12 protein-coding genes are annotated in these 13,743 nt (G+C 64.8%); 5 read left to right on the forward strand and 7 right to left on the reverse strand.

The genetic code is table 11. From position 1 onward, the window contains the following. Nucleotides 1–29 precede the first annotated feature (29 nt). The gene (locus tag TSA1_RS31970; protein ID WP_100179802.1) at nt 30–761 is read left to right on the forward strand and encodes a cytochrome c biogenesis CcdA family protein; all 732 of its coding nucleotides are present in this window, start codon (nt 30–32) and stop codon (nt 759–761) included. Between the two features lie 289 nt (nt 762–1,050). Here TSA1_RS31970 and TSA1_RS31975 read toward each other — a convergent pair whose 3' ends face one another. The 6 genes from TSA1_RS31975 to TSA1_RS32005 form a co-directional block, all read right to left on the reverse strand. Continuing rightward, nucleotides 1,051–1,968 (reverse strand): MBL fold metallo-hydrolase, encoded by a 918-nt coding sequence (locus tag TSA1_RS31975; protein ID WP_100179803.1) that lies wholly within the window; start codon nt 1,966–1,968, stop codon nt 1,051–1,053. Between the two features lie 202 nt (nt 1,969–2,170). Continuing rightward, on the reverse strand, nt 2,171–3,124 hold the full coding sequence (locus TSA1_RS31980; protein ID WP_100179804.1) for an MBL fold metallo-hydrolase: 954 nt from the start codon (nt 3,122–3,124) through the stop codon (nt 2,171–2,173). Nucleotides 3,125–3,156: 32 nt separating this feature from the next. Then, nucleotides 3,157–4,362 carry an NAD(P)/FAD-dependent oxidoreductase gene (locus TSA1_RS31985; RefSeq protein ID WP_100179805.1) on the reverse strand — a complete coding sequence of 402 codons (1,206 nt, stop codon included), beginning with the start codon at nt 4,360–4,362 and terminating at the stop codon, nt 3,157–3,159. Between the two features lie 121 nt (nt 4,363–4,483). Then, complete coding sequence (locus TSA1_RS31990) at nt 4,484–4,774, reverse strand: hypothetical protein (RefSeq protein WP_100179806.1); 291 nt, start codon at nt 4,772–4,774, stop codon at nt 4,484–4,486. A 96-nt stretch (nt 4,775–4,870) separates the two neighbouring features. Continuing rightward, nucleotides 4,871–5,809 carry a helix-turn-helix domain-containing protein gene (locus TSA1_RS31995; protein WP_100181451.1) on the reverse strand — a complete coding sequence of 313 codons (939 nt, stop codon included), beginning with the start codon at nt 5,807–5,809 and terminating at the stop codon, nt 4,871–4,873. Nucleotides 5,810–6,242: 433 nt separating this feature from the next. After that, a complete protein-coding gene (locus TSA1_RS32005; protein ID WP_100179807.1) occupies nt 6,243–7,700 on the reverse strand; it encodes a sensor histidine kinase in 1,458 nt (485 codons plus the stop codon). 695 nt (nt 7,701–8,395) lie between these two features. Here TSA1_RS32005 and TSA1_RS32015 point away from each other — a divergent pair. From TSA1_RS32015 to TSA1_RS32025, 3 genes are all read left to right on the forward strand, one after another. Continuing rightward, nucleotides 8,396–9,394 (forward strand): TRAP transporter substrate-binding protein, encoded by a 999-nt coding sequence (locus TSA1_RS32015; RefSeq protein ID WP_100179808.1) that lies wholly within the window; start codon nt 8,396–8,398, stop codon nt 9,392–9,394. Nucleotides 9,395–9,480: 86 nt separating this feature from the next. Next, nucleotides 9,481–9,996 (forward strand): TRAP transporter small permease, encoded by a 516-nt coding sequence (locus TSA1_RS32020; RefSeq protein ID WP_100179809.1) that lies wholly within the window; start codon nt 9,481–9,483, stop codon nt 9,994–9,996. Further along, nucleotides 9,993–11,312 (forward strand): TRAP transporter large permease, encoded by a 1,320-nt coding sequence (locus TSA1_RS32025; RefSeq protein ID WP_100179810.1) that lies wholly within the window; start codon nt 9,993–9,995, stop codon nt 11,310–11,312. The genes TSA1_RS32020 and TSA1_RS32025 overlap by 4 nt, the downstream gene beginning before the upstream one ends. Nucleotides 11,313–11,363: 51 nt before the next feature. On the opposite strand, the gene TSA1_RS32030 is transcribed toward TSA1_RS32025, so the two are convergent. Next, nucleotides 11,364–12,638, reverse strand: a complete 1,275-nt coding sequence (locus tag TSA1_RS32030; RefSeq protein WP_100179811.1) for a serine hydrolase domain-containing protein — start codon at nt 12,636–12,638, stop codon at nt 11,364–11,366. A gap of 163 nt (nt 12,639–12,801) precedes the next feature. Here TSA1_RS32030 and TSA1_RS32035 point away from each other — a divergent pair, with 163 nt between their 5' ends. Next, nucleotides 12,802–13,719, forward strand: coding sequence for an intradiol ring-cleavage dioxygenase (locus TSA1_RS32035; RefSeq protein WP_100179812.1), 918 nt, complete (start codon nt 12,802–12,804; stop codon nt 13,717–13,719). Nucleotides 13,720–13,743: the final 24 nt, after the last annotated feature.

The raw sequence follows: 13,743 nt of genomic DNA on the forward strand, positions 1-13,743 counted from the left end.
CCGGCACCTGAGATGGCTCAGACGGCATCATGCAAAATGTTTCGATCCCGGCGGCGCTGATTGCCGGCCTCGTCAGCTTCCTCTCGCCTTGCGTCCTGCCGCTGGTCCCGCCCTATCTGATCTACCTCACGGGCGCCACGATCGAGCACGTCGAGAGCGACGAGCCGGTCTCGGCCTCCAGGCGCGCGATCATGATGTCGGCGCTGCTGTTCGTGCTCGGCTTCTCCACCGTGTTCGTCGCGCTCGGCGCCAGCGCCTCGCTGATCGGCGGGCTGATCCGCGCCTGGTCGGCGGAACTGTCGATCCTGGCCGGCATCGTCATCATCGCGATGGGACTGCACTTCCTGGGTTTGACGCGTATCGGCCTCTTGATGCGCGAGGGGCGGCTGCCGATCCCGAAGCCCGTCGGCCTCTGGGGCGCCTATGTCATGGGCCTCGCCTTCGCCTTCGGCTGGACCCCCTGCATCGGCCCCATCCTCGCCGCGATCCTCTCGGTCGCCGCGGCTGAGGCAACGGTGACGAAGGGCGCCGGCCTGCTCGCGGTCTATTCCGCGGGTCTCGGCATTCCCTTCCTGGTCGCCGCGCTGATGATCGAGCAGTTCTCCGCGCTGTTCGCGCGCATGAAGGGCCACCTCGTCAATGTGGAGCGCGCCATGGGTGTGTTGATGGTGATCACCGGCATCGGCTTTCTCACCGGCGCGGTCTCGAATGTGAGCATCTGGCTGCTGGAGACGTTCCCGGCGCTGCAGACGATCGGGTAGCACGTGTGCCATGCGCCTTTTCGGAGCGGGACCCGAGAACTCCGGGATTGGCAAAGGTTATTCCTGCGATGCTCCAAGCACATCGTTCACTGGAATGTCTCGCCATATCCGGGACGATGGACGGAGGCCATCCTGGCCGTCTGGAATTGTCGCAGGCAGGACCGCAAGCAGCCGAAGCGGGCCCTCGGATGTGTCGCGGACGCCGCGCGTCTCCTGATGATTTGAACCGGGACGCGCGCTCGCGAACGTCGTGAGCGCGCGCCCCGGTTTCGTCTGACCCAACAAGCTGTCAGTAGTCCCAGAACACCGGCACCCAGCGGAAGGCGTCGCCGTCTGTCGCGACGCGTCCAACGGACGGGAACGGCAGATGGGTGGCGACCAGCATCTCGCCGGTCTCGGCAAGCTCCCGCAGCAGGCGGACACGAACGCGCGCAGCCTCCTCGGGGTCGTGCTCGAAGCCGTTGTACCATTCGGGCTGTTCGAACCCGACCGCAAACACGGCGTCGCCGGCGAATGTCAGCGCCTCGCCGCCGGACGCCACGCGAACCACGCTGTGCCCCGGGGTGTGGCCGCCGGTACGACGAGCGATGACGCCGGGCGCAATCTCCTGCGTCTCCTCGAATGTCCGCAACTGGCTGCCATACTCCTTCACGAACCGCTTGGCGGTGGCTCGAAGTGCATCCGGAAAACCTTGCGGCATGTTGGTGTGGGAGAAGTCGGGTGCTTCCCAGAACTTGACCTCGGCAGCGGCCGCATGGATCCGCAGGTCCTTGCGCAGCCGCTGCTTCACGCCGTCGACGAGCAGCCCGCCGATGTGATCCATATGCAGGTGGGTCAGCACGAGGTCGGTCACCGACGACAGATCGATGCCGGCGGCCTCCAGCCGCTTGATCAGCTGACCGGCGCGCGGCAAGTGCAAGTTGGGGTCGGATCCGAGGCCGGCGTCGATCAGGATGGTCTTGCCGCCGCTGCGGACCATGACCGCATTGAGCGCCCAGTCGAATGCGTCCTGTGGCAGGAACATGTCGTGCAGCCAGGCCGCACGCTCGGCTGGGGCCGCGTTGTGCGCCAGCATTGTGGTCGGCAACGGTAGCACGCCGTCGCTGACCACCAGCACGTCGATGTCGCCGATCTTCAGCGCGTAGCGCGACGGAACGAGCTCTTCGGGGCCCGATGACACGGGATATGAGGTGTTGTGCAGGTTCATGTCTGTTTCTCCTGAGTGTTGTGGATCATCCGATTCATCTTTGAAAACCTCTTCTCTCTCTCTCTTGGCGCTCAGTTCTGGGGGAAGACCGCGCCTCCGCTTTGCGAAGCGCGGATGATGCCGGTGAGATGTTCAGAGACTGGCGAGGCGTCGGCATCGGCGTCGCCGCTCGATCCGGTGATTGTCGTTGTCCCATGAGTGGTCAGTAGTCCCACCAGGCCGGCACCCACCGAAACAGGTCGCCGGCGGTTGCGACCCGGCCGACAGACGGGAACGGCATGTGCGTGGCCACCAGCCACGCGCCGGTCGCGGCGAGCTCGCGCATGAGCCCAATCCGGACGCGGGTCGCCTCCTCGGGATCGTGCTCGAAGCCGTTGTGCCACTCGGGGTGGTCGAACGAGACCGGGAATATGGCGTCGCCTGCGAACATCAACCGGTCGCCACCGGACGCAAGACGGACCACGCTGTGCCCGGGGGTATGGCCACCAGTGCGACTGACGACCACTCCCGGCGCGACCGCGTGCTCTTGCTCGAAGGTGCACAACTTGTTGCGATACTCATCGGCAAACTGCCTGGATGCTCGCCGGGCCAGGTCTGCGAGCGCCGGCGGCATTCCGGTGCGGGAGAAATCGGGCGCCTCCCAGAACTTGACCTCGGCGGCCGCCACATGGATCCGCAGATCCTTGCGCAGCCGTTCCTTCACGCCGTCGACGAGGAGCCCGCCAACGTGGTCGAAGTGCATGTGAGTCAGGACCACGTCGGTCACCGACTCCAGGTCGATGCCGGCGGCCTGCAGTCGCAGGCCCAGCTGCCCGGCCCGCGGAAAGTCCGGGTACTCCGCTCCGAGCCCGCTGTCGATCAGTATGGTCCGGTCGCCGCTGCGCACCACGACCTCGTTCAGCGCCCAGTCGAACGCCTCCCGCGACAGGAACATGTTGTCCAGCCACGCGCCCCGGAGAGCCGGCTCGGCGTTGGTGGCCATCGACTCCGCGGGTGGTGTCAGCACGCCGTCGCTGATCACCATCACGTCGATCTCACCGACCTTCAGAGCATAACGCGACGGAACGAGCTCGTCGGGTCCTGGTCTGCCGAAACGTCCAAATTCGTGCAGATTCATGTTGGCCTCCTCCTGAGTGTTGCGGATCGTCCGATTCATCTTCGAAGACTCCTCTGCTCGCATGCTGATGTTCAGAGACTGGTCACGCGCTCCGGATCTGCCGATGCGAGCGCAGCGGCGCGCTCGGCCTTCGGCGGATAGATCCAGACGGTGTTGATCTCCTGTTTCGTCTTCTTGGCGATGTCGCCGACCATCTCGACCTTGCGCTCCCAGCCGCGCGTGAACAGCGCGCCGGCTTCGCCGAGGTCGAGGCAGGTGACGTAGGCCTTCTGGTGGTACGGTCTGGTCGGAACGCCCAGCAGCTCCGCGGCGGCGTTGTTGCCGGCAAAGGCGCCCATCCGCGTGGCGTGCTGGCACGACATCAGCGCATAATTGCCGGCATCGTCGCAGGCCGCGCGGGCGGCATCGCCGGTCGCGAAGACGCCGGCGACAGCGGGCACGCGCAGGTCGCGATCCACCAGCAGCCGACCGAAATTGTCGCGCTCTGCGGGAATCTGCGTCGTCAGCGGCGCGGCGCGGATGCCGGCCGCCCAGACCACCGTCTCGGTTTCGATATGCTCGCCGGTCGACAGCGTCACGCCGGATCTGTCGAGCGCGGCGACGCCAGCGCCGAGCCGGGTCTCCACGCCGAGCTTGCGCAGAGCTTCCGCGATCACGGGGCGGGGGCCGTCACCCATGTCAGGCGCGATCGCGCTGTTGCGCTCGACGATGATCACGCGCGTTTTGGCATCCTTGCCGAGGATCTTGCGCAAACGTGCGGGCAATTCGGTTGCGGCCTCGATGCCCGTAAAACCGCCGCCGGCGACGACGACCGTATCGCGTCCATTCACGGCCGGCCGGTCGGCGAGACCGTGCAGATGCTTGTCCAGTGCGATCGCGTCATCGAGCGAGTCGACGCTGAAGCCGTGCTCGGCAAGGCCGGGAATGTTGGGGCGGAACAGGCGGCTGCCGGTGGCGACCACCAGGCGGTCGTAGGACAGAGTTTTCTTCGCGCCCTTTGCAGTCGTGATCTGCACCGTCCGCGCCTCGGTGTTGACGGTCTCGGCGCTGCCCTGGATGTAGTCGACGTCGATCGCCTCGAGGACATCGAGCAACGGCGCCGTCAGGGCTTCCGGCTTCGGCTCGTAGAGTCGCGGGCGGACCACCAGCGTCGGCTCCGGTGCGATCAGCGCGATCTGGAGATCATCAGGCGAAACGCCCTGGATGTCGCGCAGGCGGGCAGCGGAGAGGGCGGCGTACATGCCGGCAAAGCCGGCGCCGATGACGAGCAGTCGCATGTGGTTTGACTCCTGGGTTTGGTGGCTCGGAACGCGCGCACGTCGTCGCCGCCGCCTGGTGTCGGCAGAGCCTGCCGCGATCGGCGACGATGCGAAGAGGTGAAACGGAGACCGCCGGGCCTTATGGCGCGGTGCAGTTCGGCAGAGAGGACAGCAGCGCAGGGCCCTCACATGCCGCCGGGCAGCTTCTCGGGCCGGATGGCCAGCTGCGCAAAGCTGCCGGCACCATCGGTTTTCGGAGCCAACCCTGATTGATCAGGATCGACGTCGCGGGATTGACGCTTTGCGCAGCCTGGACCGGCGCTTCTTCGGCTGTCGGCTGGGTGAAGCGTACGGTCAGCGAGAGCCCGTACAGCAGCGCGGTCGTGACGGCTTTCCGTCGCGGCGCGATCGCAAGGTGTTTCCAGTCCATCGTCGGTCTCCGTCCGCGTCGTGCGATGCCAGATGTTTAGCGAACCAGATATTCGATTGCCCCAGAGCGATTGCCGTCCCTGTCGCGAGATTGCTGCTAACGCATGCGCCTGCGCCAATCGCTCGGCGTTTCTCCCGTCAGCTTCCTGAAGGCGGCGGCGAAGGCGGTCTGCGAGGAATAGCCGAGCGCCGCGGCGATCGAGACGATCGCTTCGTCGCTCCCCCGCAGCATGTTCATGGCCTGCTCGAGCTTGTGCTGGCGCAGCCAGGCATGCGGCGAGAGCCCGGTGCTTTCCTTGAAGGCCCGGCAGAAGTGAAATCGCGAGAGTCCGGCATCGGACGCCAGCGCATCGAGCGAGACGTCCGCATCGCTGTCCGAACGCAACCGTTCGATCGCGCGGAGCAGGACCTTCGGCGACAGCCCACCCATGGTCGGCTGGAACGTGGGGGGCGAACCAGTGTGGGCGACCAGCAGGCGCGTGGCCAGAAGATCCGTCAGCTGATTGCGGAACAACGTATCCAGGGCCCCGTTGCCCCCGAGCGCCTCCGCTGCGCTCAAGAGCAGCCTGGACGTAATCGGGTCAGGATGCGCCGTCCGCTCCAGCAGGTCGGCCGGCTTGGTGGTCCCGGCCTCGTCGGCAATGCGCTTCAGTGTTGCATTCGGAAGATAGAGCTGGACCACATCGACAGGCTTCGGAATGTCCCATCGGGAGCTCGATCCCTCCGGAATGATGATCACGACTCCAGGGCGAAACGTCCCGATCGCAACCGATTTTCCCGACCGCCGCTCCATGCGCTGCATCATGCCGTTGTACGCCATGATCACGTGGTGGCTCATGGGCTCCACGACGTCGTGCAATGGATCGTGTTTCCAATGGGCGATCCCGGCGCCGGAGGAGTCCAGTGCCACGCGAGTCGGTTCGGTCCTGAGCACCCGCGCCATCTCCGCATCGGCGGCGCGCCGTTCGCAGGTCGAGCCATTGTCCGGCTCTGCGCCAGGTGCGGCCGGCAAGCCCTTGTGTGAGGGATTGCGCATGAGTGTGGTGCTCCCGATCATTGCGTGCTCCTCCCGATCGGCTCAGGTTGTGGATCAGGTTCCCGTATTTATACGGGGCGGCGCAGGTTCTATGCGCTGCAAAGGCTTGGGGTCTTTCCTCAAGCGGCCATGCTTTGTCCGATCCTGCTCCAAGCAGGCGCGCGCTTTCGCAAATGCACGATGGGTGGCGCCGGGTTGCGCGAGACCTTGAACGGAGATCTTGTGAAAGACGTTTTATGACAAAAGGTGCAGCAGGCCGTCACATAGCCATCGTTCTAGAGCACCTTCGGTTCCGATTGAATCAGAACCGAAGCTCTAGATTCTTGTTTTGACGCGTTTTCTTCACGCGAACCGGTGTCCACTTCGCTCGAAAATGCTCTAGCGAGCGCGTGCGGCATCGGCGATGATCGGCGCTGATGTCACTCCGGCTGGTTCAGCGCGCCTCGTCCAGCGTGCAGACCACCGTGCAGACCACGCCGCGCGGCAGGAAGTCGACGGTCGCCTCGCCGCCGAGCTGGTCGCGCGCGCTGCGCTCGATCAGGCGCGAGCCGAAGCCGCGCCGTACCGGCGCCGTCACCGGCGGTCCGCCGATTTCGGTCCAGATCAGCCGGAGCCGCGGCTTCGGGGCGTCGGTGATGACCTCCCAGTCGAGCGTCACGCGGCCGGACTCGTTGGACAGCGCGCCGTATTTCGCAGCGTTGGTGGCGATCTCGTGCACGATCATCGACAGCACCACGGCGAGACGCGGCGACAACGGCACGGCGGGACCAGCCATGCGGATGCGGTCGGGGTTGTTCAGCAGGAATGGCTGTAGCGCGCGGGCGATCACATCCCGGAGCTCGGAGCCCGCCCATTTCTCCTGGCTCAGGAGATTATGAGCTTCGGCCAGTGCACCGAGCCGGCCCTCGAACTTGGTCCGTTCGTCGCGGCTGGCGCTGCGGAAGGTCTGCACGGCGATCGCCTGCATCAGGGCCAGCGTATTCTTGACGCGATGGTTGAGTTCGTCGATCAGCAGATTGTGCAGCATCTCGCCGCGCGCGATCGTGGTCGCCATCCTGACCGCGAAGGTGAGGCCGGTCAGCAGCAGGATGCCGCCGATCAGGCTGGTGATGGCGATGTTGCGCCAGAGCGGCGCGATCAGCGAGCTCTCGGCGACGCCGGCCACGACCGTCCAGCCGGTCAGGCGCGACTTGGTAAAGGCGGAGGACAGCGCCACCCCGTCGAGCGAGACGCTCGAAAGGGTCGCTTCCGACGTGCGAGACATCGCATCGTATAGGACGCCGGAGGCCTGCTTGCCGATCGTCTCGCTCGGGTTCGGTACGCGCGCGAATACGACGCTCTTGGTGTCGAGCAGGGATACGGTCCAGAGCTGGTCGGGGCGCTGCTTCTCGACAAGCTCCTGAAAGATGCTGATCGGCGGACTGAAGCAGAGGTCGTAGATCACCTCGCCGTCGCGAAACACCGGAACCTCGACGGTGAGCACCCGCCGTCCGTTGATCGCGCCGACGAACAGGTCGGAATATTGCGGCGATCTATTCGCAAAAACTCTTTCGATGGTCCCGAGATTGCCGCGCGCCGGCAGGCTTGCGGTGTCCTCCGTCGCGGAGGAGAACAGCAGCCGGCCCTTGCGATCGGAGATCAGCACCAGGCCGCCCCTGCCATACTGCTCGACGAAGCCGAGCGCGATGCGGCGGAAGCTCTGGAAGTCGTCGTTACGCAGCGAATTGGTCAGCGCGAGCACTTGCAGGCCGCCGGTCATGCGCTGAACTTCGGAGTCCAGGACGAGACGCATGCTGCGCACGTTCTCCAGCACCCGGCGCGTCGCATCGCCGCGGTCCTGCCTGTAGTTGTAGACGGCGATACCGACCGCAAAGACGATCAGCGGCAACATCGTTCCCGTGACCAGAAGAGCGAGTCGGACCGGCAGGGTGAGCTTTGACAAACGTGGTCGTCCCGGTTCCGGGCGCAGCGGCGCCGGATTATGATTTTGGGCCGACCATACGGGTGGGGCCTGCCGGACGCCACGATTTTCGTATTTGGCGGGCCGTCTGCAACGGAACTCTACAGCTCCGTCCGGCACGCCCTGCGCGTCAGCTCATGCTGATTGCGGTCACTCGTAGACACATGGCGTAGACAGCCGCCAGGCCAAGCCCGGCGATCCGGGCCTCTCGATGCGACATCATGCGATCACCTCTGCGAAGCCGACCGCCGTCAAGGCGGTCGGCCTCCTGCCGTGCTCAATCGATCTCCTGAACGACCGTGCGCGAGCCGGGATCCACCAGCATCACGCGATCACCGGAGGCCACCTGCACTAAGCCCGCAGCACGCGGCGAGCGGGTCTGTGCGTGCAGCGCACAGGTCCGCAAGTCTTCGTATCTGAAGGAAGTGGTCTCACCGCCCGCCCGCGGGGGCCCGAGTTGCAGTGCAACAGGTCGTGGCGGGGTGCCCTGCGACGAAGGAGTCCGTTCAGCGCCGGCGAAATGACTTCCGTCCCGCCGGGGATTTTCATACGCTTCTCTCGCAAGCCGCATACCGGCTTCACTCACGCCCCGGCGACAGGGACGGAGCATCAAAGGGAGGGAGACGATGAAGCGAAGGTCATTTCTCGCTGGGTTCGGTGCGACCACCGCGGCGGCCGTGATCGGCACGCCCTCGATCCTCAGGGCGCAAGCGCCGATCACGCTCAACGGAGCCGTGCAGTTCAACGACGATCACGCTTTCAATCGGGCGCTGATCCGGTTCGAGGAGCTGGTGAAGAAATATTACGGCAAGCCCGTCAATTTCACCCTGCACAAGAACTCCTCGCTCGGCCTCGAGAAGCAGTATTTCGAGTACATGTCGCAAGGCAAGGCCGTCGATTACGGCATCGTCTCGCCCGCTCACATGTCGACCTTCGCCAAGGCGGCCCCGTTCATCGACGCGCCCTTCGTGTTCAAGGGCATCGAGCACATGAACAAGGTGGTTGAAGCCAACATCCTGGCGCCGATCGCCGATGAGGTCGCGGCGAAAGCCGAGGTTGTCCTGATCGGTTATTCCGGCGGCGGCATCCGCAACATCTTCGCCAACAAGCCGCTCAAGAACCTTGCCGATCTCAAGGGGCTCAAGGTTCGCGTACAGGGCGCGCCGATCTGGTCGAAGACCTTTGCCGCAGTCGGCATGAGTCCGACGGTGATCGCCTATAACGAGATCTACAACGCGATTCAGAACGGCGTGATATCGGCTGGCGAAAACGAGGCGGCCGGTGTCGAAGCGATGAAGTTCTACGAAGTGGCGCCACATCTCAATCTGACCCAGCATGCCGTGTCGATCCGGCCGATCTGCTTCTCGGTGAAGACGCTGAAGACCCTGCCGAAGGATTTGCAGGACGCGATCATGAAGGCCGGCAAGGAGGCAGGCGATTACGGCCGTCAGCTGGAGTCGAGCGAAGAGGTCGTCAAGCTCGATACGCTCGAGAAGGCCGGCAAGCTCAAGCGCGTTCCGTTCGAGGAGCGGGACGCCATGAAGAAGCTCGCCGACCCCGTGATGGCCACCTACGCCAAGGAAATCGGTGCGGAAGGCATTTTCGAGAAGATCAACGTCGCCTGAGCTTGTTGCAATCCGCCGACGGCATGTCCGGGCAAGCCCCGCTTCTTGCCCGGCCGTGGCGGATGAGCTGCCCGCACGGAGCCCCAATGTCCGAAATACCCGTCCCGTCCGCACCGTCGCTGTGGCGCCGCGTCACGGCGGCCTATGCGAAGTTGCTGGAGATCCTCCTCGCGGCCTGCGTCGGCATTCTCGTCATTCCCGTGACGCTGCAGATCATCTCGCGCTACACGCCCTTCATACCGTCCTACATCTGGACGGAGGAAATGGCGCGCTTCCTGTTCGTCTGGACCATCATGATCGGGGCCATGGTGGGCGTGCGGGAAGCGCAACATTTCGAGGTCGACGTGTGGCCGGATCTGTCGCGGCGGTCAGAGGCCGCGGTGCGGATCCTCGCGCGTCTCGGCGTACTGGCGCTGGCACTCGTGTTCGTGGTGGCCGGATTGGAGTTTACGCGCTTCGCCTGGAACAGAACGTCGGAGCTGGCCGATCTGCCGCTTTGGCTGATTCACGTTGCGTGGCCCGTTGCCGGCGTGACCTGGATCGTCTTCGCAGGTGAACAGATCCTCGATGAAATGCGCGTCCTGGTCGGAGCACGGCGATGAGCGGCAATGTACTCTCCGCCGGTCAGGCCGCATTGCTGCTGTTCGGGGTCTTCGTCGGCCTGCTCATCGTGCGCGTGCCGGTCGCGTTCGCGCTCGGCCTTGCCTGCGTGCCGATCCTGCTGATCGAACCGCATCTGTCGCTGATGACGCTCGCGCAGGAGACCTTCAACGCCTACAATTCATTCATCCTGCTTGCGGTGCCGTTCTTCCTGCTGACGGCGAACCTGATGAGCATCGGCGGCATCACCGACCGCCTGGTGGCGCTGTCCCGCTCGATGGTCGGACACTGGCCGGGCTCGCTGGCGCAGATCAACGTCGTGCTGTCGGTGTTCTTCGCCGGCATCTCGGGCTCCTCCACCGCGGATGCGGCGAGCCAGTCCAAGATCTTCATCGATGCGCAGACCAAGGAGGGTTACGACCTTTCGTTCTCGATCGCGATCACCGCGGTGTCCGCGGTGCTTGCCGTGATCATTCCGCCCTCGATCCTGATGATCGTGTGGGGCGGGCTGATCTCGACCTCGATTGCGGCTATGTATCTTGCCGGCATCGTGCCGGGCCTCTTGATTGCGGGCGCGCAGATGGCGACGGTGCACATCTACGCGGTGCGTCGCGGCTACCCGACCTATCCCAAGGCGAGCTGGGTCGAGATGCGATGCGCGATCTGGCGGTCGATACCGGCCCTGATGACGCCGTTCATCATCGTCGGCGGCATTTTGCTCGGGTGGTTTACCGCGACGGAGTCCGCCTGCGTCGCGGTGCTCTATTCCGTAGCGCTTTCCGCGTTCTTCTATCGCGAGACGGGCCTGCGCGAATTGTACAAGGCGCTGCTCGACACCGGGCGCCTCGCCGGCGTTGCCCTGTTCTGCGTGGGCACGGCGAGCGCGTTCGGCTGGTTGCTGGCCTACTACAAGATCCCGCAGGAGCTTTTGGCGAATGTCTCGACCTGGGGCATGGGGGCGGTCGCCGCGGGCTTCTTCATAGCCTTCTGCTTCCTGGTGGTGGGCTGCTTCCTCGACGCCATCCCGGCCATCATCATCGTCGGCACCGTGCTGGAGCCGCTCGCCAAGTCCGTCGATCTCCATCCCGTCCAGTTCGCGATCATTTCCATCGTGTCGCTGGCGTTCGGACTGGTGACGCCACCCTATGGCCTGTGCCTGATGATCGCCTGTTCGATCGCGGGCGTGCGGCTGCGCTATGCGTTGAAGGACACCGTGATCATGCTGATCCCGATGCTGCTCGTGCTCGCGGCGGTCATCGTCTGGCCGAGCGTGTCGCTGTTCTTGCCGCGCCTGATCGTGCCGGAGATGCTCAAATGAGCGTCGGAGCGGCGATCCCGCGGCTGGCGGCCGCGGGATCGATGCGATCGGCTACAGATTGCTCTCGGTGATCGCGGCATAGACCATGCTGCGGAGCTCGCGGCGGATCGGATAGGCGCTCGACGGCAGCACCTGTGTCATGAAGATCGCGATCAGCTCCTCGGCCGGGTCGATCCAGAACGAGGTCGTGGCAGCGCCGCCCCAATTGTATTCGCCGGGGCTGCCGGCGATCAGCGTTTCGGCGGGGCGCATCGTCACGGCGAAGCCGAGGCCGAAGCCGATGCCGTTATAAGCCGCTTCCGAGAACAGCGAACGCGACACTTCCGGCAGCGCCCGCCCGCCCGGAATGTGGTTGCTGGTCATCAGCGCCAGCGTCTTCGGCCCGATCAGCCTGACGCCGCCGAGCTCGCCGCCGTTGAGCAGCGCGCGGCAGAAGGTGAGATAGTCGGCAACCGTCGAACAGAGGCCGCCGCCGCCGGAAATGAAAGAGGGCGGCGAGAGGAACGAGCTGGTCGTCGGATCGTCCTGCAGCGTCATGCCCTCGCGCCGCTGGCCCGCGTGGAAGGTCATGCCGCCGCCGGGGTCCGCCGAGTAGCAGGCGGCGAAGCGGTGCGCCTTGGAGGCCGGGACATGGAAATCGGTGTCGGTCATGCCGAGCGGATCGAGGATCCGCTGCTTCAGGAACTGCTCGAACGGCATGCCGGAAATCTTGCCGACGAGGTAGCCGACCACGTCGGTCGAGACCGAATAGTTCCAGGCTTCGCCCGGCGAGAATTCCAGCGGGATCTTCGCAAGGCCCTCGATCATGGTCTGCAGCGTGCCTGATTTCTCGACCTCACCGATCTTTTCGCTGCGATAGGCGGCATCGACATTGGAGCGCTGCTGGAAGCCATAGGTGAGGCCGGAGGTGTGGCGCAGCAGGTCGACGATCAGCATCGGCCGGGACGGCGGCCGGGTTAGGAAGGCCGGGTAGGTGCCGGCGACGAAGACACCGAGATCCCTCCATTCCGGAATGTATTTGGCGACGGGCTCGTCGATCGCGACGAGGCCTTGCTCGACCAGCATCATGAAGGCGACGCTGGTGAGCGGCTTGGTCATGGAATAGATGCGGTAGATGGTGTCATCCTTGACCGGCAGCTTGCGCTCGACATCGGCAAAGCCCTGAACCGAGCTGTGCGCAATCTTGCCGCGGCGGTAGACCAGAAGATGCGTGCCCGGGAAGCGGCCGGCATCGATGTACCGGCTCTTCAGATGCGCATCGATGCGGTCGAGCGCGGGCTTGGACATGCCGACGGATTCGGGCGAGGCGGGGGTGGGCGCGAGCATCAGTTCCTCCGGGCGATTTTGTCGGAAAGTTGATAGCGAAATGGCGGCCTCATTCCAAGCCGGTTGCGCTTAACGCTGCCCCGCCGACTGGTGTAGGCTCGCCCCTGGAACGCTTCCAGAGAGCCCAATCGGGCCAACGAGAAAAACGCGAGGGCAAACGCTTATGACCCAGTTCAACGAGACCGATCTCACCGAAGCCGTCGTCAGGAGCTTCGATAGCACGCCCAATCCGCGCGCCAAATTCCTGCTCCAGGAATTGGTGAAGTCGCTGCACGATTACGTGAGCAAGACCGGCCTCACCTTCGAGGAATGGGATTACGCCATCGATTTCCTGACCCGTACCGGGCAGAAATGCACCGATACCCGCCAGGAATTCATCCTTTTGTCCGACGTGCTCGGCGTCTCCATGCTGGTCGACGCCGTCAACCATCGCGACCGCGAGGGCGCCACCCAGACCACCGTGCTGGGACCGTTCTATGTCGGCGAGCACAAGGTGACCGCGCACGGCACCGACATCTCGCCGAACAACCAAACCGGCGAACGGATGTTCGTGCAAAGCCGCGTCACCGACCTCAAGGGCAAGCCTCTCGCGGGCGTCCCGGTCGACGTCTGGCATGCCGATGACGACGGCTTCTACGATTCCCAGAAGCCGAACTATGACGAGGTCGGCGCCTCGGCGCGGGCGCGCTTCATCACCGATAGCGACGGCCGCTTCTTCTTCCGGACCATCTTGCCGTGCAGCTATCCGATCCCGACCGACGGTCCCGTCGGCGAGATGATCGTGCAGACCAAACGGCACCCGATGCGCCCCGCCCATGTGCACTTCCTGGTCAACGCAAAGGGCTACGAGCCGCTGATCACCCACGTCTTCATGGACGGCGACAAATATCTCGATTCCGACGTCGTGTTCGGCGTCAAGGACGACCTCATCGCCAAGGTCGAGCCGCGCAACGACCCGGCGATGCCCGACGGCACCAAGGCGAGCGGGCCGTGGCACCTGATGACCTACGAATTCCACCTCAAGCCCGGCGGCGGCATGGCGCCGAAGCCGCTGGGGACCAGGACGGCGGAGCCGGCGTGAGGCCGGATCAAGGGTCCTCGCTCA

Source organism: Bradyrhizobium nitroreducens, from assembly GCF_002776695.1.
GTDB classification, from domain to species: Bacteria; Pseudomonadota; Alphaproteobacteria; order Rhizobiales; family Xanthobacteraceae; genus Bradyrhizobium; species Bradyrhizobium nitroreducens.

Coding starts and splice junctions, on each gene's coding strand:
- TSA1_RS31980 (WP_100179804.1), bottom strand. CDS start 3,124: ATGAATCGGACGATCCGCAACACTCAGGAGGAGGCCAACATGAATCTG.
- TSA1_RS32015 (WP_100179808.1), top strand. CDS start 8,396: ATGAAGCGAAGGTCATTTCTCGCTGGGTTCGGTGCGACCACCGCGGCG.
- TSA1_RS31985 (WP_100179805.1), bottom strand. CDS start 4,362: ATGCGACTGCTCGTCATCGGCGCCGGCTTTGCCGGCATGTACGCCGCC.
- TSA1_RS32005 (WP_100179807.1), bottom strand. CDS start 7,700: ATGTTGCCGCTGATCGTCTTTGCGGTCGGTATCGCCGTCTACAACTAC.
- TSA1_RS31995 (WP_100181451.1), bottom strand. CDS start 5,809: ATGCGCAATCCCTCACACAAGGGCTTGCCGGCCGCACCTGGCGCAGAG.
- TSA1_RS31970 (WP_100179802.1), top strand. CDS start 30: ATGCAAAATGTTTCGATCCCGGCGGCGCTGATTGCCGGCCTCGTCAGC.
- TSA1_RS31975 (WP_100179803.1), bottom strand. CDS start 1,968: ATGAACCTGCACAACACCTCATATCCCGTGTCATCGGGCCCCGAAGAG.
- TSA1_RS32020 (WP_100179809.1), top strand. CDS start 9,481: ATGTCCGAAATACCCGTCCCGTCCGCACCGTCGCTGTGGCGCCGCGTC.
- TSA1_RS32025 (WP_100179810.1), top strand. CDS start 9,993: ATGAGCGGCAATGTACTCTCCGCCGGTCAGGCCGCATTGCTGCTGTTC.
- TSA1_RS32030 (WP_100179811.1), bottom strand. CDS start 12,638: ATGCTCGCGCCCACCCCCGCCTCGCCCGAATCCGTCGGCATGTCCAAG.
- TSA1_RS31990 (WP_100179806.1), bottom strand. CDS start 4,774: ATGGACTGGAAACACCTTGCGATCGCGCCGCGACGGAAAGCCGTCACG.
- TSA1_RS32035 (WP_100179812.1), top strand. CDS start 12,802: ATGACCCAGTTCAACGAGACCGATCTCACCGAAGCCGTCGTCAGGAGC.